31 protein-coding genes are annotated in these 18035 nt (G+C 38.9%); all 31 read right to left on the bottom strand.

What is annotated here, in order from left to right; translation table 11 throughout:
- Window positions 1–35: 35 nt before the first annotated feature.
- The 31 genes from K8089_RS05225 to rplC all read right to left on the bottom strand — a co-directional run bounded on the left by K8089_RS05225 (window position 36) and on the right by rplC (window position 17938).
- On the bottom strand, window positions 36–1322 hold the full coding sequence (locus K8089_RS05225; RefSeq protein ID WP_237602235.1) for a citrate synthase: 1287 nt from the start codon (window positions 1320–1322) through the stop codon (window positions 36–38).
- 179 nt (window positions 1323–1501) lie between these two features.
- Window positions 1502–2788, bottom strand: coding sequence for a phosphopyruvate hydratase (gene eno, locus K8089_RS05230; RefSeq protein ID WP_237602236.1), 1287 nt, complete (start codon window positions 2786–2788; stop codon window positions 1502–1504).
- A gap of 79 nt (window positions 2789–2867) precedes the next feature.
- On the bottom strand, window positions 2868–3989 hold the full coding sequence (carA, locus tag K8089_RS05235; RefSeq protein ID WP_237602237.1) for a glutamine-hydrolyzing carbamoyl-phosphate synthase small subunit: 1122 nt from the start codon (window positions 3987–3989) through the stop codon (window positions 2868–2870).
- Between the two features lie 137 nt (window positions 3990–4126).
- Window positions 4127–4624: a 50S ribosomal protein L17 gene (gene rplQ / locus K8089_RS05240; protein ID WP_237602238.1), complete on the bottom strand. Its 498-nt coding sequence runs from the start codon at window positions 4622–4624 to the stop codon at window positions 4127–4129.
- A 147-nt stretch (window positions 4625–4771) separates the two neighbouring features.
- Window positions 4772–5764: a DNA-directed RNA polymerase subunit alpha gene (locus K8089_RS05245; protein WP_237602239.1), complete on the bottom strand. Its 993-nt coding sequence runs from the start codon at window positions 5762–5764 to the stop codon at window positions 4772–4774.
- Between the two features lie 21 nt (window positions 5765–5785).
- A complete protein-coding gene (gene rpsD, locus K8089_RS05250; RefSeq protein ID WP_237602240.1) occupies window positions 5786–6391 on the bottom strand; it encodes a 30S ribosomal protein S4 in 606 nt (201 codons plus the stop codon).
- Window positions 6392–6535: 144 nt separating this feature from the next.
- Complete coding sequence (gene rpsK, locus K8089_RS05255) at window positions 6536–6937, bottom strand: 30S ribosomal protein S11 (RefSeq protein ID WP_237602241.1); 402 nt, start codon at window positions 6935–6937, stop codon at window positions 6536–6538.
- A gap of 11 nt (window positions 6938–6948) precedes the next feature.
- Window positions 6949–7323 (bottom strand): 30S ribosomal protein S13, encoded by a 375-nt coding sequence (rpsM, locus tag K8089_RS05260; protein ID WP_026452614.1) that lies wholly within the window; start codon window positions 7321–7323, stop codon window positions 6949–6951.
- Between the two features lie 3 nt (window positions 7324–7326).
- On the bottom strand, window positions 7327–7443 hold the full coding sequence (gene ykgO, locus K8089_RS05265; RefSeq protein WP_009779203.1) for a type B 50S ribosomal protein L36: 117 nt from the start codon (window positions 7441–7443) through the stop codon (window positions 7327–7329).
- Window positions 7444–7487: 44 nt separating this feature from the next.
- Window positions 7488–7703: a translation initiation factor IF-1 gene (gene infA / locus K8089_RS05270; RefSeq protein ID WP_026452613.1), complete on the bottom strand. Its 216-nt coding sequence runs from the start codon at window positions 7701–7703 to the stop codon at window positions 7488–7490.
- Between the two features lie 2 nt (window positions 7704–7705).
- Complete coding sequence (secY, locus tag K8089_RS05275; RefSeq protein ID WP_237602242.1) at window positions 7706–9049, bottom strand: preprotein translocase subunit SecY; 1344 nt, start codon at window positions 9047–9049, stop codon at window positions 7706–7708.
- A gap of 11 nt (window positions 9050–9060) precedes the next feature.
- Complete coding sequence (rplO, locus tag K8089_RS05280) at window positions 9061–9513, bottom strand: 50S ribosomal protein L15 (RefSeq protein WP_237602243.1); 453 nt, start codon at window positions 9511–9513, stop codon at window positions 9061–9063.
- A gap of 12 nt (window positions 9514–9525) precedes the next feature.
- Window positions 9526–9705 carry a 50S ribosomal protein L30 gene (gene rpmD / locus K8089_RS05285; protein WP_237602244.1) on the bottom strand — a complete coding sequence of 60 codons (180 nt, stop codon included), beginning with the start codon at window positions 9703–9705 and terminating at the stop codon, window positions 9526–9528.
- A gap of 11 nt (window positions 9706–9716) precedes the next feature.
- Window positions 9717–10241: a 30S ribosomal protein S5 gene (gene rpsE, locus K8089_RS05290; protein WP_237602245.1), complete on the bottom strand. Its 525-nt coding sequence runs from the start codon at window positions 10239–10241 to the stop codon at window positions 9717–9719.
- Between the two features lie 8 nt (window positions 10242–10249).
- Window positions 10250–10606, bottom strand: coding sequence for a 50S ribosomal protein L18 (gene rplR / locus K8089_RS05295; RefSeq protein ID WP_237602246.1), 357 nt, complete (start codon window positions 10604–10606; stop codon window positions 10250–10252).
- 11 nt (window positions 10607–10617) lie between these two features.
- Window positions 10618–11160, bottom strand: a complete 543-nt coding sequence (gene rplF, locus K8089_RS05300; protein WP_237602247.1) for a 50S ribosomal protein L6 — start codon at window positions 11158–11160, stop codon at window positions 10618–10620.
- 15 nt (window positions 11161–11175) lie between these two features.
- Entirely contained in the window at window positions 11176–11577 is a 402-nt protein-coding gene (gene rpsH / locus K8089_RS05305; RefSeq protein WP_237602248.1) for a 30S ribosomal protein S8, read from the bottom strand.
- Between the two features lie 96 nt (window positions 11578–11673).
- Window positions 11674–11943, bottom strand: a complete 270-nt coding sequence (rpsN, locus tag K8089_RS05310; protein ID WP_237602249.1) for a 30S ribosomal protein S14 — start codon at window positions 11941–11943, stop codon at window positions 11674–11676.
- Between the two features lie 3 nt (window positions 11944–11946).
- Window positions 11947–12498 carry a 50S ribosomal protein L5 gene (gene rplE, locus K8089_RS05315; RefSeq protein WP_237602250.1) on the bottom strand — a complete coding sequence of 184 codons (552 nt, stop codon included), beginning with the start codon at window positions 12496–12498 and terminating at the stop codon, window positions 11947–11949.
- Between the two features lie 2 nt (window positions 12499–12500).
- A complete protein-coding gene (gene rplX, locus K8089_RS05320) occupies window positions 12501–12815 on the bottom strand; it encodes a 50S ribosomal protein L24 (protein ID WP_237602251.1) in 315 nt (104 codons plus the stop codon).
- Window positions 12816–12828: 13 nt separating this feature from the next.
- Window positions 12829–13197 (bottom strand): 50S ribosomal protein L14, encoded by a 369-nt coding sequence (rplN, locus tag K8089_RS05325; protein ID WP_237602252.1) that lies wholly within the window; start codon window positions 13195–13197, stop codon window positions 12829–12831.
- Window positions 13198–13199: 2 nt separating this feature from the next.
- Window positions 13200–13463 (bottom strand): 30S ribosomal protein S17, encoded by a 264-nt coding sequence (gene rpsQ, locus K8089_RS05330; protein WP_237602253.1) that lies wholly within the window; start codon window positions 13461–13463, stop codon window positions 13200–13202.
- 15 nt (window positions 13464–13478) lie between these two features.
- The gene (gene rpmC, locus K8089_RS05335) at window positions 13479–13670 is read right to left on the bottom strand and encodes a 50S ribosomal protein L29 (RefSeq protein WP_237602254.1); all 192 of its coding nucleotides are present in this window, start codon (window positions 13668–13670) and stop codon (window positions 13479–13481) included.
- Window positions 13671–13681: 11 nt separating this feature from the next.
- Entirely contained in the window at window positions 13682–14101 is a 420-nt protein-coding gene (gene rplP, locus K8089_RS05340) for a 50S ribosomal protein L16 (RefSeq protein ID WP_237602255.1), read from the bottom strand.
- An 18-nt stretch (window positions 14102–14119) separates the two neighbouring features.
- Window positions 14120–14845, bottom strand: a complete 726-nt coding sequence (rpsC, locus tag K8089_RS05345; protein WP_237602256.1) for a 30S ribosomal protein S3 — start codon at window positions 14843–14845, stop codon at window positions 14120–14122.
- 4 nt (window positions 14846–14849) lie between these two features.
- Window positions 14850–15260: a 50S ribosomal protein L22 gene (gene rplV / locus K8089_RS05350; RefSeq protein WP_237602257.1), complete on the bottom strand. Its 411-nt coding sequence runs from the start codon at window positions 15258–15260 to the stop codon at window positions 14850–14852.
- A 6-nt stretch (window positions 15261–15266) separates the two neighbouring features.
- On the bottom strand, window positions 15267–15545 hold the full coding sequence (gene rpsS, locus K8089_RS05355; protein WP_111813945.1) for a 30S ribosomal protein S19: 279 nt from the start codon (window positions 15543–15545) through the stop codon (window positions 15267–15269).
- 3 nt (window positions 15546–15548) lie between these two features.
- Complete coding sequence (gene rplB, locus K8089_RS05360) at window positions 15549–16373, bottom strand: 50S ribosomal protein L2 (protein ID WP_237602258.1); 825 nt, start codon at window positions 16371–16373, stop codon at window positions 15549–15551.
- 26 nt (window positions 16374–16399) lie between these two features.
- Window positions 16400–16690: a 50S ribosomal protein L23 gene (gene rplW / locus K8089_RS05365; RefSeq protein WP_237602259.1), complete on the bottom strand. Its 291-nt coding sequence runs from the start codon at window positions 16688–16690 to the stop codon at window positions 16400–16402.
- Window positions 16691–16697: 7 nt separating this feature from the next.
- Complete coding sequence (rplD, locus tag K8089_RS05370; protein ID WP_237602260.1) at window positions 16698–17327, bottom strand: 50S ribosomal protein L4; 630 nt, start codon at window positions 17325–17327, stop codon at window positions 16698–16700.
- Window positions 17327–17938 carry a 50S ribosomal protein L3 gene (gene rplC, locus K8089_RS05375; RefSeq protein WP_237602261.1) on the bottom strand — a complete coding sequence of 204 codons (612 nt, stop codon included), beginning with the start codon at window positions 17936–17938 and terminating at the stop codon, window positions 17327–17329. The genes rplD and rplC overlap by 1 nt, the downstream gene beginning before the upstream one ends.
- Window positions 17939–18035 lie beyond the last annotated feature (97 nt).

Here is an 18035-nt window from a genome sequence, read left to right on the forward strand (position 1 = left end):
ATACCGAAGTGCTTTTAAAACTATTAAAATAAGGGTTATCTTTTTTCTACAGGAATAAAGTCGCGACGTGTTTCGCCAATATATATTTGGCGCGGTCTTCCTATAGGTTCTTTGTTAAGGCGCATTTCTCTCCATTGTGCAATCCAACCAGGCAAACGCCCTAAAGCAAACATTGGGGTGAACATTTCAACAGGAATGCCAAGGGCTCTGTAAATAATTCCTGAATAGAAATCTACGTTTGGATATAATTTTCTTTCTACGAAGTATGGGTCTTCCAAAGCTTCTTTTTCCAATGCTTTCGCAATATCAAGAATTTCATCGTCTATCCCTAAATCTTCTAGAACTGCATCTGCTGCTTTTTTTATGATTTTTGCGCGTGGGTCAAAATTCTTATAAACTCTATGCCCAAAGCCCATTAAACGGAACGGATCGTTTTTGTCTTTGGCTTTTGCCATAAATTTCTTCGTGTCGCCACCATCTTGTTGAATAGCTTCAAGCATTTCAATAACCGCTTGATTTGCCCCTCCGTGAAGTGGTCCCCACAAGGCCGCAATTCCAGCAGAAATAGAAATAAACAAACCTGCGTGAGACGAGCCTACAATTCGCACGGTAGATGTAGAACAATTCTGTTCGTGATCTGCGTGAAGTATTAATAGCTTGTCTAATGCTTCTAAAATAATATCGTTAGTTGCGTAATCTGCACTTGGTTTTTTGAACATCATTTTAATGAAGTTGTCCACATACCCCAAAGAGTCACCGCCATAGTCTAGCGGAAGCCCCATGCGTTTTCTGTACGTCCAAGCAGTTAAAACCGGGAATTTCCCAAGAATTTTCACAATGGCTTTGTACATATCTTCTTCGCTATCAACATTTACTGAAGAAGGGTTAAACGCAACCAATGCCGAAGTTAGTGACGACAAAACCCCCATTGGGTGTGCCGATTTTGGAAAGCCATCTAATATTTTTTTCACATCCTCATCAACATGAGACTGCGCCTTTATGTCTGAATGAAATTTATTGAGTTGTTGTTCAGTTGGTAAATTACCAAAAATAAGAAGATAACACACCTCTAAAAAGTGTGCTTTTTCGGCCAGTTCTTCAATGGTGTAACCTCGATAACGAAGCACTCCTTTTTCACCATCCAAAAAAGTTATAGCACTTTCGCAAGCGCCGGTATTTTTATATCCCGGGTCTAGAGTAACAACGCCGCCGGTATCTGCACGAAGGCTCTTTATATCTATTCCTAATTCATTCTCAGTTCCCTCTACAATGGGGAATTCATACTTTTTACCATCTATCTCGAGGGTCGCCATCTTTGCCATAAAATATAGTGTGTTTTTTAATTTATTCAGAAATGCTAAATTACAAAATCTCAAGCGATTTTTTTAACAATTGTGCGTAATCTTAGGTTAAAAAAACCTTAAATAATAGGTGATGACAGAATTTAATGAATTAAAAAAACCTCGCAATTTGCGAGGTTTTTTAAAAGGTTTCTTAAATACTATATTTTAAACGCATTTTGCTGCGGAAAATAAGCAATATCGCCCAATTGTTCTTCAATTCGAAGCAGTTGGTTGTACTTCGCCATTCTATCGCTTCGTGAAGCAGAACCTGTTTTAATTTGACCGCAATTTAACGCCACGGCTAAATCTGCAATTGTGTTATCCTCGGTTTCACCACTTCGATGGCTCATAACTGAAGTATAACCCGCATTGTGCGCCATATTTACAGCAGCAATGGTTTCAGTAAGTGTACCAATCTGATTCACTTTTATTAAAATTGAATTTGCAATATTTTCCGAAATACCTTTTGAAAGTCTTTCAACGTTGGTTACAAATAAATCGTCACCTACCAACTGTACTTTATGGCCAACTTTTTCGGTTAAATATTTCCAACCTTCCCAGTCGTTTTCATCCATTCCATCTTCAATTGAAATAATTGGGTATTTTTCGCACAATTCAGCCAAATAATCTGCCTGTTCTTTTGAAGTGCGCACCTTTCCTTTTTCGCCTTCAAATTTGGTATAATCGTATTTTTTCTTCACATAAAATTCAGCAGCAGCACAATCTAAAGCAATCATTACGTCGTCGCCCAATTTGTAGCCAGCCTTTTTGGTAGCGATAGCTATCGTGTCTAAAGCATCCTCTGTGCCATTTAATGTTGGTGCAAAACCACCTTCGTCACCAACTGCCGTACTTAACCCGCGATCGTGCAATACTTTTTTAAGATTGTGGAAAATCTCGGAACCCATTTGCATAGCGTGAGTAAAATTCTGAGCTTTCACGGGCATCACCATAAATTCCTGAAATGCAATTGGCGCATCACTGTGCGAACCGCCATTTATAATATTCATCATTGGCACAGGTAGCGTTTTGGCGCTCACACCGCCCACATAACGGTACAATGGCATTCCCAATTCGTTAGCAGCTGCCTTTGCACAAGCTAAAGAAACGCCAAGAATTGCATTGGCACCAAGTTTCGATTTGTTTGGAGTGCCATCTAAATCGATCATCGTTTTGTCTATAAGCTCCTGTTCAAAAACAGAGATTCCCAGAAGCGTACCGGCTATTTTTCCCTGTACATTTTCAACAGCTTTTAATACGCCTTTGCCCATATAGGCTTTTCCGCCATCGCGAAGTTCCACAGCTTCGTGCTCGCCAGTAGAAGCTCCCGAAGGCACTGCGGCACGGCCCATAAAACCGTTTTCGGTAATTACGTCAACTTCAATAGTTGGATTACCTCGGGAATCGAAAATTTGTCTGGCGTTGATATCTATTATGATGCTCATCTAATTATTATTTATTGTTATTGAATATTAAATATTGAAAGACCCCAAAGGTGTGTGAAACCATTGGGGTCTAATAATGTTATACTGTTTGAAGTTTATGCTTTTCAATACTCTCGATAAACTGATCGAAAAGATACGAAGCATCGTGCGGACCTGGGCTAGCTTCTGGATGATATTGCACCGAAAAGGCCGGTTTGTTTTTTAAACGAATTCCTGCGGCAGTATGATCATTTAAATGTTCGTGTGTTATTTCAATGTTTGAGTTAGCTTCGGCTTCTTCTCTATTAATAGCGAAACCGTGGTTTTGCGAAGTTATTTCACCTTTACCTGTAACTAGATTCATTACTGGGTGGTTTATGCCTCGGTGCCCGTTGTGCATTTTATAGGTTGAAACGCCATTGGCCAAAGCCAACATTTGATGCCCCAAACAAATACCGAACATGGGTAATTCTTTCTCTAATATAGTTTTTACAACTTCAATGGCACTGTGAAGCGGCTGTGGATCTCCGGGCCCGTTTGATATAAAATATCCATCGGGAGTAAAGGCTTCCATTTCAGCAAAACTGGCGTTGTAAGAAAACACTTTAATGTAGCAATCACGCTCTGCAAGTCTGCGAAGAATGTTTTTCTTTATACCTAAATCTAAAGCCGAAATTTTGTATTTAGCGTTTTCCTTTCCGAAGAAATACGGTTCCTTCGTAGAAACTTTTGAAGCGAGCTCTAAGCCATCCATATCTGGCACGGCGGCTAATTGTTCTTTTAATCCTTCAATATTATCAACATCGGTAGAAATTACGGCGTTCATTGCACCGTTATCGCGAATGTAACTTACCAAAGCCCGTGTATCTACATCGCTAATGGCAAGCAGATTGTTTCTGTTTAAAAATTCTTCTAATGAATCATCGGCTGCGGGACGGGAATAATGGTAGCTGAAATTGCGCACCACCAAACCAGCGATTTTAATTCCTTCAGATTCCACTTCGTCTTTATTAACGCCGTAATTCCCAATGTGGGCGTTGGTGGCAACCATAATCTGTCCGAAATAGGAAGGATCAGTAAAAATTTCTTGGTAGCCGGTCATTCCAGTGTTGAAACAAACTTCGCCAAAGGCTGTGCCTTCTTTGTTTCCAACTGCTTTTCCGTAGAAAATAGTTCCGTCTGCTAATAAAATAAGAGCTTTTTTTCGTGTTTGGTATTTCATTCTTTGAAGGTTTCAACCCCTCGACAAGCGAAAGGTGGCATTTATTAGGTTTCTCAAAAATCTTTGCAAAAATAGTATAAAAAAAAGGGATAAACGAAAACGCTTATCCCTTTGTTATTTATTGAATTAGAATTCATTTATTCCTCTTCTTTTTTAGCTTCTTTCTCGGCTTTTGCTGGTGCGGCTTTCGCAGCAGGAGCAGCAGCAGAAGATCCGCCTCCACGGCGACTTCTACGAGTAGATTTTTTCTTGGTAGCTTTGCCGGCGTTGTAAAGTTCGTTGAAATCAACAAGCTCTATCATTGCCATATCTGCGTTATCACCTAGACGGTTACCCAATTTAATAATACGGGTGTACCCTCCCGGACGGTCACCAACTTTTGGCGCAACAGTTCTAAAAAGTTCTGCAACTGCATCTTTTTGACGCAATTTTGCAAAAACCAATCGACGGTTGTGTGTAGTATCTTCCTTAGACTTAGTTACCAATGGCTCAACAAATTGTTTTAAAGCTTTTGCTTTTGCAACAGTTGTGTTTATTCTTTTGTGTTCTATTAAAGAACTCGCCATATTAGCCAACATTGAGTGTCTATGGGCCGTTTTTCTACTTAATTGATTTATTTTTTTTCCGTGTCTCATGACATTTTTATTTTCATCATCTTGCTACAAAATCCGTTCTTCGGAGAGCAAATTATGATGGATTATTAATAGATTTGAGATGTAAGATGTGAGATATGAAATAACAGAATAAATCTAAAATCTCATATCTAAAATCTCACGTCTATATTAGTCTTTATCTAATTTATACTTTGCAAGATCCATCCCGAAGTTTAGGCCTTTAACACTTACAAGCTCTTCAAGCTCGGTTAGTGATTTTTTACCAAAGTTGCGGAATTTCATCAAGTCGTTTTTGTTGTAAGACACGAGGTCGCCCAAGGTATCAACTTCTGCAGCTTTCAAACAGTTTAGTGCACGAACCGAAAGATCCATATCTACTAGTTTTGTTTTAAGCAACTGACGCATGTGAAGCGATTCTTCGTCATACGTTTCAGTTTGTGCAATCTCATCTGCCTCTAGTGTTATGCGCTCATCGCTGAACAGCATAAAGTGGTGGATTAACGTTTTTGCAGCTTCGGTTAAAGCATCTTTTGGGTGAATTGAGCCATCAGTAACGATTTCGAATACTAATTTTTCGTAATCTGTTTTCTGTTCTACACGGAAGTTTTCAATACTGTACTTCACATTTTTAATTGGGGTGTAGATAGAATCTGTAAAGATGGTTCCCAATGGAGCGTTCGCTTTTTTGTTCTCTTCAGCAGGAACATAACCGCGACCTTTTTCGATAGTGATTTCCATATTAAGGTTCACTTTCTTATCCATATTGCAAATAACCAATTCTGGATTCAATACTTGAAATCCTGAAATGAATTTTTGGAAATCACCTGCTTTCAACTGTTCGTTTCCAGAAATAGAAATAGTAACGGTTTCGTTATCTATTTCGTCTATCTGTCTTTTAAAACGAACTTGTTTTAGGTTCAAAATAATTTCAGTAACATCTTCCACTACTCCAGCAATGGTAGAAAATTCGTGGTCCACACCTTCCATGCGAACTGAAGTGATGGCGAATCCTTCCAAAGAGGAAAGTAATACACGTCTTAATGCGTTACCGATGGTAAGTCCGTAACCTGGTTCTAAAGGACGAAATTCAAATTTCCCTTCAAAATCGGTAGAATTTACCATTATAACTTTATCAGGCTTCTGAAAACTAAATACTGCCATAATTGACTTTCTGTTTTTTTATTATTTAGAATATAATTCTACAATCAACTGTTCGTTGATGTTTTCTGGAATTTGGATACGTTCTGGGATAGAAACAAAAGTTCCTTCCTTTTTTTCACCATTCCAAGAAATCCATTCGTAAACGTGGCTTGCATTATCCAACGAGTTGTTTATAGCCTCAAGCGATTTTGATTTCTCTCTTACGGCCACCACGTCTCCAGGTCTTAACTGGTATGATGGAATATTTACTTTTTCACCATTAACGGTGATATGGCGGTGAGAAACTAATTGTCTAGCTCCAGAGCGACTTGGAGAAATTCCTAATCTGTACACTACGTTATCTAAACGAGACTCACACAATTGTAACAATACGGTACCGGTAATTCCGGGTGCTGCAGTTGCTTTTTTAAACATATTTCTGAACTGACGCTCCAAAATACCATACGTGTATTTTGTTTTTTGCTTTTCAGCAAGTTGGATTGCGTATTCAGATTTTTTACCGCGGCGACGTGTGTTACCGTGTTGCCCTGGTGGGTAATTTCTTTTTTCAAAAGACTTATCGTCTCCGAAAATTGCTTCCCCGAATTTACGGGCTATTTTAGTTTTTGGACCAGTATATCTTGCCATTTCTAGGTTTAAATTTTGAAGGAAAACTAAATTAAGGTCTTATTCTTATCCTTTAGCTTCTATATGCCTTCGATTGATATTTATTAATAAAATTTGAATTACGACTGAAAAATAATTCAATCGTAATTCAAAAATTGTATGTAATTATACTCTTCTTCTTTTAGGAGGACGACATCCGTTGTGCGGCATTGGGGTAACATCGATAATTTCGGTTACCTCAATTCCGGCATTGTGGATAGAACGTATGGCAGATTCTCTACCATTTCCTGGACCTTTTACGTAAACTTTAACTTTACGCAAGCCAGCGTCGTGTGCAGTTTTAGCACAGTCTTCTGAAGCCAATTGAGCTGCATACGGTGTGTTTTTCTTAGATCCACGGAAGCCCATTTTACCAGCTGAGGACCAAGAGATAACATCTCCATTTTTATTTGTTAACGACACGATAATGTTGTTGAAGGAAGCCGTAATATGTGCTTCACCAACAGATTCAACATTAACCTTGCGTTTTTTAACTGATTTTGTAGTCTTAGACGTTGTCTTTGCCATAACTCTAGGTTTTATTTAGTTGCTTTTTTCTTGTTAGCAACAGTTTTACGTTTTCCTTTTCTTGTACGAGAGTTATTCTTAGTACGTTGTCCTCTTAACGGAAGACCCGATCTGTGACGAATACCTCTGTAACAACCAATATCCATTAAGCGTTTAATGCTTAATTGAACTTCACTACGTAATTCACCTTCGATTTTGAAAGACCCTACAGCGTCACGAATAGCTCCGATTTCATCATCGTTCCATTCGCTTACTTTTTTGTCTTCGTCAACTCCGGCTTTGTTCAGAATATCTTGGGCACGGCTTTTACCAATTCCGAAGATATACGTTAACGCGATTACACCCCTTTTGTGCTTCGGGATATCTACACCTGCGATTCTTGCCATAACTTATCCTTGTCTTTGTTTGAACTTTGGGTTCTTTTTGTTAATTACATATAATCTGCCTTTTCTGCGTACAATTTTGCAGTCGGCACTTCTTTTCTTTACGGATGCTCTTACTTTCATCTCTTTTCGTTTTTATATTTCAATGAACCGTGAGGTCCGTTGCATTAATATCTGTATGTTATTCTTGCCTTAGTTAAATCGTAAGGGCTCATTTCAAGCTTCACTTTATCTCCTGGCAACAATTTAATGTAGTGCATTCGCATTTTACCAGAAATGTGTGCGGTTACTATGTGACCGTTTTCTAATTCAACACGGAACATAGCGTTTGATAGTGCTTCCACTATACTTCCGTCTTGTTCTATTGCGCTTTGTTTTGCCATAATTATGCTACTGCTTTTCTATTTTTACCACTTTTCATTAAACCATCGTAATGACGATTTAACAAGTATGAATTAACTTGTTGCATTGTATCGATAGCTACACCAACCATGATTAATAGTGAAGTACCACCGTAGAATAATGCCCAACCCTGTTGAATGCCCATCAACTTAACAACGAATGCAGGGAAAATTGCAATCAATGCTAAAAAGATAGAACCTGGTAGGGTTATTTGAGACATAATTCGGTCTAAATATTCAGCGGTTTGTGATCCTGGTTTAATACCGGGTATAAAACCACCGCTACGTTTAAGATCGTCTGCCATTTTGTTAGTTGGCACCGTAATAGCAGTATAGAAATACGTGAATATTATAATTAATACTGCAAATACAAGATTGTACCAGAATCCGAAGATATCGCTGAAGGTAGCTTGAATACTTTGTGATAAATCACTATCATTTAGACTAGCTACTGCAGATGGAACAAACATTATTGCTTGCGCAAAGATAATAGGCATTACTCCAGAAGCGTTTAACTTTAAAGGAATAAATTGACGTGCTCCAAATATGTTTTTTTCAAAACCACCCGTTGCTGTTCTTCTTGCGTATTGTACCGGAATTTTTCTTACCGCCATTACCAACATAATTGATAATAGAATAATTACAAACCAGATAACCAATTCAATAAGTATCATAATCAAACCTCCGTTTGACTCCATTACTCTTGAAACAAATTCCTGAGCAAACGACTGAGGCAAACGTGCAATAATACCAACCATAATTAATATGGAGATACCGTTACCAATACCTTTATCTGTAATTTTTTCACCCAACCACATTGCAAATATCGTTCCAGTTACTAAGATAATTACAGATGAAACATAGAACATTAAGCTCTGTCCCATAACAAAAGCTTCTGCTGGCACTCCCATTGCTGGAAGACCTGCAAGATAACTTGGTGCTTGTACCAAACATATACCGATGGTTAACCAACGCGTAATCTGATTGATTTTTTTACGACCACTTTCACCTTCTTTTTGTAATTTTTGAAGATATGGTACTGCAATTTGCATCAATTGAACAACGATCGAGGCAGAAATATAAGGCATAATACCCAATGCAAAAACAGAAGCATTGGCAAAAGCCCCTCCTGTAAATGCGTTAAGCAATCCGCCAATTCCACCTGAATCAAATTTACCAGCAAACTGTGCTAACATATCTGCATCAATACCCGGAAGTACAACTTGCGCACCAAAACGATACACCAAAAGCATTCCTAAGGTTAGAATAATGCGGTTACGCAACTCTTCTATTTTCCAAACATTTTTTAAGGTTTCGATAAATTTCATCCTTGCTGTTGTTACAATGTTACTACTTCGCCTCCGGCCGCTTCAATAGCTTCTTTTGCCGAGGCAGTAAACTTGTGTGCAGATACTTTTAGTTTTGCCTTAATCTCTCCTCTTCCTAAAATCTTAACCATTTCGTTCTTTCCAGCAAGACCTAAACCAAAAAAGGTTTCGAAGTCTACGGTATCTTTTATTTTTTTGTCGTCAACCAATTGTTGTAGGGTATCGATGTTGATACCTTTGTACTCCTTTCGGTTTATGTTTGTAAAGCCAAACTTAGGAACACGACGTTGTAGTGGCATTTGACCACCTTCAAATCCAATTTTCTTGGAATATCCTGAACGTGATTTTGCTCCTTTATGTCCGCGGGTGGCAGTACCACCTTTACCGGAACCTTGTCCGCGACCTACTCGCTTGCCTTGATTTTTCACCGATCCTTCGGCGGGTTGTAAGTTACTTAAATCCATTTTCGTGTTTCCTTATTTAGTTTCAACTGAAACTAAGTGATTAACTTTATTGATCATACCAAGAATGCTTGGCGAGTCTTCATGCTCTACGGTCTGTCCCATTTTGTGTAGGCCCAGTGCTTCCATAGTTAGCTTTTGGTCTTTCGGGCGTTTAATAACGCTTCTTACCTTTGTTACTTTAATTTTTGCCATCGCTCTGATATTTATCCTTTGAATACTTTTTCAAGTGAAATTCCTCTTTGGTCTGCAATAGTTTGTGCACTTCGCATTTGCAATAGCGCATCAAAAGTTGCCTTCACCACGTTATGTGGATTAGAAGATCCTTGAGATTTTGAAAGTACATCGTGTACTCCAACAGCCTCTAGTACGGCACGTACAGCACCACCGGCAATTACTCCTGTACCAGGTGCGGCCGGTAGCAAGTTTACACGAGCTCCACCGTATTTTCCTTTTTGTTCGTGTGGAAGGGTTACCTTATTAAGAGGTATGCGAACTAAGTTTTTCTTAGCATCTTCAATAGCTTTTGCTATCGCGCTAGCTACATCCTTGGATTTCCCAAGTCCGTGGCCTACCACTCCTTTTTCGTCACCAACAACTACAATAGCTGAAAATCCAAAGGCACGACCACCTTTAGTCACCTTGGTTACACGTTGTACACCTACCAAACGGTCTTTTAATTCAAGACCTCCTGGTTTTACTAATTCTACGTTTTTATAATCTTGATACATAATACTACTTAGAATTTAAGGCCACCTTCGCGTGCGCCTTCAGCTAATGATTTTACTCTTCCGTGGTAGAGGTAACCGCCCCTGTCAAATGCGATGGTTTCAACACCTGCTTTAACAGCTTTTTCTGCGATTGCTTTTCCTACCATTTTTGCAGCTTCAACTTTGTTTACTTTTGAAGCGTCAATGTCTTTATCTCTTGAAGATGCAGCAATAATGGTTCTTCCATTTACATCGTCTATAATTTGAGCGTATATTTCTTTGTTGCTACGGAATACAGCCAAACGTGGACGACTTTCTGTCCCCTCAACGGTTTTTCTGATTCGCATGCGTAAACGCTCTCTTCTTTCGTATTTTGATAATGCCATAACTCTATTTGTTATGCAGATTTACCTGCTTTTCTTCTTAATTGTTCACCTACAAACTTAATACCTTTTCCTTTGTACGGTTCTGGTTTGCGGAAAGAGCGAATTTTTGCCGCTACTTGCCCTACCAGTTGCTTGTCGTGAGAAGTTAGTTTTACGATTGGGTTTTTTCCCTTATCAGATACAGTTTCAACTTTTACCTCTGGCGCGATGTCCAAAACAATATTGTGTGAAAAGCCTAAAGCCAAATCTAATTTTTGTCCTTGGTTGCTAGCGCGATAACCCACACCTACCAATTCTAATTGTTTGGTCCATCCGTTGTTTACGCCTTCAATCATATTGTTTACTAAAGATCTGTATAGACCGTGTTTTGCAATATGGTCTTTTGATTCTGAAGGGCGTTCAACAATAACTTGATTATCTTCTACTTTTACGCTTACCTCAGAAAACTCCTGAGATAATTCGCCTAATTTTCCTTTTACGGTAATTACGTTGTCTTTTACATCAACTGTAACTCCTTGTGGGATTGCTACCGGGTTTTTACCTATTCTTGACATTTCTTTGTCTATTTTTTAGTAAACGTAACACAATACTTCGCCACCAATATTCTGCGCTTTGGCTTGTTTGCCTGTCATAACTCCCGAAGAAGTTGTAACAATTGCAATTCCAAGACCGTTTAGAACGCGCGGAAGCTCTAATGAACCTGCATATTTACGTAAACCTGGTTTACTAATTCTTTGAATTTTCTTGATTACCGATTCCTTGGTAAGCTTGTCGTATTTCAACGCAATTTTGATAATACCTTGTGGGGTACTTTCGTCATCAAATTTGTAGCTTAAAATGTAACCTTGATCAAAAAGGATTTTTGTAATCTCCTTTTTTAGATTAGACGCTGGAATCTCTACTACGCGATGTCCGGCTTTTGCAGCATTTCTAACACGTGTTAGATAATCTGAAATTGGATCTATATTCATTTATTTGAATTTGCGGATGTGGTTTTCAGATTCCCGAACTATCGGGGCTGAACCTTCAACCAGTTTATACTTTTTGTTTTGAGCAGTAACCTGCTCTTACCAAGATGCCTTACGCACCCCTGGAATTAACCCAGAATTAGCCATTTCACGGAACATAACACGTGAAATACCAAAAGTTCTCATATACCCTCTTGGTCTTCCGGTTAATTTACAGCGGTTGTGTAAACGAACTGGTGACGAATTTTTTGGTAGTTTTTGTAAACCCTCCCAATCGCCTGCTTCTTTTAAAGCTTTGCGCTTGGCGGCGTATTTTGCTACCATTTTTTGTCTCTTCACCTCGCGGGCTTTCATTGATTCTTTAGCCATCTCTTAGTTCTTTTTAAAGGGTAATCCCAATTCTTGTAATAATGATTTCGCTTCTTTATCGGTGTTTGCTGAAGTGATGAATGTAATATTCATTCCTTCAATTTTCTTCACTTTATCGATATCGATTTCTGGGAAGATAATTTGTTCGGTAATTCCCAAAGAGTAATTTCCTCTTCCGTCAAAACCTGTTGCTTTAATTCCGTTAAAGTCTCGTACCCTTGGCAAAGCTGAAGTTACCAATCTATCTAAAAATTCGTACATACGCTCTCCACGCAACGTAACCTTAACGCCAATTGGCATTCCTTTACGTAGTTTGAAGTTTGCAACGTCTTTTTTAGAGTTTGTTGAAACTGCTTTTTGCCCGGTTATCTTTGTAAACTCATCAACCGAATAGTCAATAAGTTTTTTGTCTGCTACTGCTGCACCCACTCCGCGGGAAACAACAATACGTTCCAATTTTGGTACTTGCATGACGTTTTTGTAACCAAATTCGTCAGTAAGGGTGTTCATCACCCTGCTATTGTACTCTTCTTTAAGTCTTGGTGTATATGCCATAACTATATTGCTTGATTCGATTGTTTTGAAAACCGTACTTTTTTACCATCTTCGGTTTTGTACCCAACACGAGTTGCTTTTCCAGATTTTGGATCAACCAATGATAGGTTTGAAATATGGATAGGAGCTTCCTTTTTTACGATTCCGCCCTGAGGGTTTTTCGCACTTGGTTTTTCATGTTTTGAAACCATGTTCACTCCTTCTACGATTGCTTTGTTTTTGTCAAGGATTACTTTCATCACTTTTCCTTCAGAGCCTTTGTGGTCTCCTGCAGTAACTACTACCGTATCTCCTGATTTTATTTTAAGCTTTGTCATCTTAGTTTTCATATTAAAGCACCTCTGGTGCCAATGATACTATTTTCATAAATTGCTTGTCGCGAAGTTCTCTTGCTACCGGGCCGAAAACACGTGTACCTCTCATTTCACCTTGTGGGCTTAAGAGTACACAAGCATTATCGTCAAAACGGATGTAAGAACCATCAGGTCTTCTAATTTCTTTTACAGTACGTACTACTACTGCTGTAGAAACCGCTCCTTTCTTAATGCTACCATTTGGTGTTGCTTCTTTTACAGAAACTACAATTTTATCACCAATAGACGCATACCTTCTTTTTGTTCCGCCTAACACGCGGATGCAAAGTACTTCTTTGGCACCGGTATTATCTGCGACTTTAAGTCTTGATTCTTGTTGTAACATAATTACTTCGCTCTTTCAATTATTTCTACTAATCTCCAACATTTGGTTTTACTTAAAGGACGTGTTTCCATGATCTTTACAGTATCGCCTTCGTTGCAATTGTTTGTTTCGTCGTGCGCAACGTACTTTTTAGTTTTTGTTACGTACTTTCCGTACATAGGGTGTTTTATTTTTTTAACTTCTGCAACTACAATGGATTTGTCCATTTTATTGCTAGTTACCACGCCTATACGTTCTTTTCTTAAGTTTCTTTTAATTTCTTCCATCTTTCAGCTGTACAATTATTGCACTTCTCTATTAGTTAGTTCCGTCGCGATTCTTGCTATCTCCCTTCTTTGGGATCTTAGTTGAATTGGATTTTCCAACGGTGAAATGGTATGTGCCATTTTAAGGTCTGTGTAAGCCTTTCTAGATTCAGCAAATGCTTCTTGTAGTTCTGCCGTTGATGCTTTTTTAATTTCTGATTGTTTCATCTTTTAAAAAATTATGCTTGGAAATCCCGAGACATTACAAATTTAGTTTTAACGGGAAGCTTTTGGGCTGCAAGGCGCAATGCTTCTTTTGCTGTTTCAACAGAAACCCCAGATACTTCAAAGAGCATTCTTCCAGGTTTTACTACAGCAGCGTAATATTCAACCGCACCTTTACCTTTACCCATACGTACTTCAAGAGGTTTTTTAGTAATTGGTTTGTCTGGAAAAATCATAATCCAGATAGAACCTTCTCTTTTCATAAAACGAGTTGCGGCAATACGAGCAGCTTCAATTTGTCTGGCTGTAAGAAATTCTGATTCCAACGATTTTATACCGAAGGTCCCGTACGCCAATTGGTTGCCACGACCGGCATCGCCTTTCATACGGCCTTTTTGGTGTTTACGGTATTTTGTTCTTTTAGGTTGTAACATTTTCTTTTATTTAAAAAATTACTTTCTGCGACGTGCTTTGTTGCCACCGCGTCCTGAAGCGCCTTTACCACCACTCTTTTTGCCGGTTGATAAACCAACAAGTGGAGAAAGTTCTCGCTTTCCATATACTTCGCCTTTCATAATCCATACTTTAACACCCAATCTACCATAGGTAGTGTGTGCCTCAACTAAAGCGTAGTCAATATCGGCTCTAAAAGTTGATAAAGGAATACGACCCTCTTTGTAAGATTCTGAACGTGCCATTTCTGCACCGTTCAAACGTCCTGAGATTTGTACCTTAATACCTTCAGCATTCATTCGCATTGTTGCCGCGATTGCCATTTTAATAGCACGACGGTATGAAATACGACTTTCAATTTGGCGTGCAATACTTGCAGCTACTAAAAATGCATCTAATTCAGGTCTTTTAATCTCGTGGATGTTGATCTGTACTTCTTTATCTGTAATTTTTTTAAGCTCCTCTTTTAACTTGTCTACTTCCTGACCACCTTTACCGATGATAATACCGGGACGGGCAGTGGTTATAGTAACGGTTACAAGCTTAAGCGTACGCTCAATAATTACTCTACTCACACTAGCTTTACTTAAACGCGCGTGAACATATTTTCTAATCTTGTCGTCTTCGGCTAATTTATCGCCGTAGTCGTTGCCTCCGTACCAGTTGGATTCCCAACCTCTAATGATACCTAAGCGATTTCCGATTGGATTTGTCTTCTGTCCCATTTAATTACTTGCTTTGTGTGTTATCGTTAGCTGCCAATACCAGTGTTACGTGGTTGGAGCGTTTTCTAATTCTATGCGCGCGACCTTGTGGTGCTGGACGTAGTCTTTTTAACATTGTTCCACCGTCCACACGGATTTCCTTAACAAAAAGATTTGCATCTTCTATTGAAGCATCTTCGTTTTTTTGTTGCCAGTTATTGATGGCAGACAAAAGAAGTTTCTCCAATTTACGTGAAGATTCTTTTGAACTAAACTTCAAAATGTTAAGTGCTTTGTCTATTTTCTCACCACGTACCAAGTCTGCCATTAAACGCATTTTTCTTGGTGAAGTGGGGCAATTGTTCAATTTAGCCATGTAAATATTTTTCTTGGCTTCCTTGATTGCTTCTGCTCTTTCTCTTTTACGAACTCCCATGGCCTCTTATTTTTTACCTTTGTTTTTAGCACCTGCGTGACCACGGAATGATCTTGTAGGTGAAAATTCTCCTAGTTTATGCCCAACCATGTTTTCTGTTACATATACAGGAACAAATTGGCGTCCGTTATGAACTGCTATGGTTTGGCCAACAAAATCGGGAGTGATCATAGAAGCGCGTGACCAAGTTTTGATTACGGTTTTCTTGTTATCATCAACGTTTTGTTGAACTTTCTTGTCTAGTTTATAATGAACGTACGGTCCTTTTTTTAACGATCTTGCCATAACTTATTTCTTTCTACGTTCTAAGATATATTTATTACTTGCTTTAGTTCTTGAACGGGTTCTGTAACCTTTAGCAGGCACACCGTTTCTAGAACGTGGATGTCCTCCTGAAGCTTTACCTTCACCACCACCCATTGGGTGATCCACCGGGTTCATAACAACTGGTCTTGTTCGTGGTCTTCTACCTAACCATCTGCTTCTACCAGCCTTACCTGAAACTAGCAATTGATGGTCGCTATTTGAAACGGCACCAATAGTAGCTAAGCAGCCAGCCAAAACCAACCTGGTTTCGCCAGAGGGAAGTTTAACGGTAGCATATTTTCCTTCACGAGCCATAAGCTGTGCAAATGCACCAGCACTACGTGCCATAATTGCTCCTTGTCCGGGACGAAGCTCGATGCAAGAAATAATAGTACCTAATGGAATAGCTGAAAGTGGCATAGCGTTTCCTATCTCGGGTGCTACCGCATCGCCAGAGAGAACATTTTGCCCCACTTGTAGTCCGTTTTGTGCAATTATATATCGCTTTTCACCATCTTGATAGTTTAAAAGCGCGATAAACGCAGTACGGTTTGGATCGTATTGAATACTAGCAACGGTAGCAGGGATTCCTGCTTTGTCGCGTTTAAAATCGATAATTCGATATTTTCTTTTATGACCACCCCCTAAGTAGCGCATGGTCATTTTTCCTTGACTGTTTCTACCACCAGATCGTTTATTCGGAGCAAGTAAAGACTTCTCCGGCTTATCGGTTGTAATGGCGTCAAAACCATTTACAACCCTAAAACGCTGACCTGGGGTGACTGGTTTTAATTTTCTTACTGACATTTGTGTCTAATTAAATCTAAGTTTCCTTAGATGTTACTGTAAAAATCTATTGTATCACCTTCCGCCACCTGTACGATTGCTTTTTTGTAAGCATTCGTTTTACCAGTTTGGACACCTGTTTTTGTATAACGGGTTTTTCTATCCGGGCGGACATTCATTGTGCGAACTTTTTCAACAGAAACTCCGTAAGCAGCTTCTACCGCTTTCTTGATTTCTACCTTATTCGCCTTTGGGTTCACTACAAAGCCAAACACATTTCTGTCTTCAGCATCTTTGGTAGCTTTTTCCGTAATTATAGGTTTAATTAAGATGTTCATCTTGCTTCTATTTACTTAAGTTTGTTTCAATTCCTTCCAAAGAACCTTCAAATAGCACTACACTATTTGCATTCATAATTTTATAAGTACTTAATTGTGAGTTTGTTACAACCTCCGTACCTTTCAAATTGCGAGAGGACAAATATACATTATTATTTAAGTCTCCCAACACAAATAAAGATTTTTTGTTATCAAGCCCTAAACTCTTTAAAACCGCAGTAAAATTTTTGGTTTTAGGAGCGTCAAAATTGAGGTCTTCTAATACAACAATTGCTTTATTGTTAGCCTTCATCGATAAGGCCGATTTACGTGCCAAACGTTTAAGGTTCTTGTTTAATTTAAAAGAGTAGTTACGTGGACGCGGTCCAAACATTCTACCTCCTCCTTTAAATATACCAGACTTGATACTACCTGCACGGGCAGTACCAGTTCCTTTTTGTTTCTTTATCTTTCTAGTAGAACCAGAGATTTCTGCGCGTTCCTTTGCTTTGTGAGTTCCTTGTCTTTGATTGGCAAGGTATTGTTTCACATCTAGGTAAACCGCGTGATTGTTAGGCTCTATCCCGAACACATCTGCAGAAAGTTCAACTTTCCGGCCTGTGTCTTTTCCGTTTATATCTAATACAGCTACCTTCATTATTTCTCGATCATTACATAAGCGTTTTTATGGCCAGGAATTGCTCCTTTTACCACAAGTAGATTCTTTTCAGGAACTACTTTTAAAACTCTCAAATTTTCAACTTTTACTCTTTCATTGCCCATTTGACCTGCCATTCTCATTCCTTTAAAAACTCTTGCAGGATATGATGCAGCTCCAATAGAACCTGGTGCGCGTAAACGGTTGTGCTGACCGTGTGTGGCTTGCCCAACACCGCCAAAACCGTGACGTTTTACAACTCCCTGGAAACCTTTACCTTTTGATGTACCCGCAATATCAACGAATTCACCTTCAATAAAATGCTCCACAGTTATTGTGTCACCTAATTTGTATTCTTCTTCAAAATTCTTGAATTCGGCGACTTTGCGTTTTGCAACGGTTCCTGCTTTTTTGGCATGCCCTTCGGCAGCTTTAGTTACAGTCTTCTTGTCATCGAAACCAAGCTGAAGAGCGTTGTACCCGTCAACCTCTTTGGTTCTGACTTGGGTGACAACACAGGGTCCTGCTTCTATAACGGTGCACGGAATGTTCTTTCCGTTCTCGTCAAAGATGCTGGTCATCCCTATCTTTCTTCCAATTAACCCAGACATATTTAATTATTTATTGATTATTACTATTTTTTATTGTGATATGCGAATAATCGCGATATACCCTTTAAAGCAAACGGGATCAAAATAAATTCGATCC

Source organism: Aequorivita vitellina, from assembly GCF_022008365.1.
Lineage (GTDB): Bacteria > Bacteroidota > Bacteroidia > Flavobacteriales > Flavobacteriaceae > Aequorivita > Aequorivita vitellina.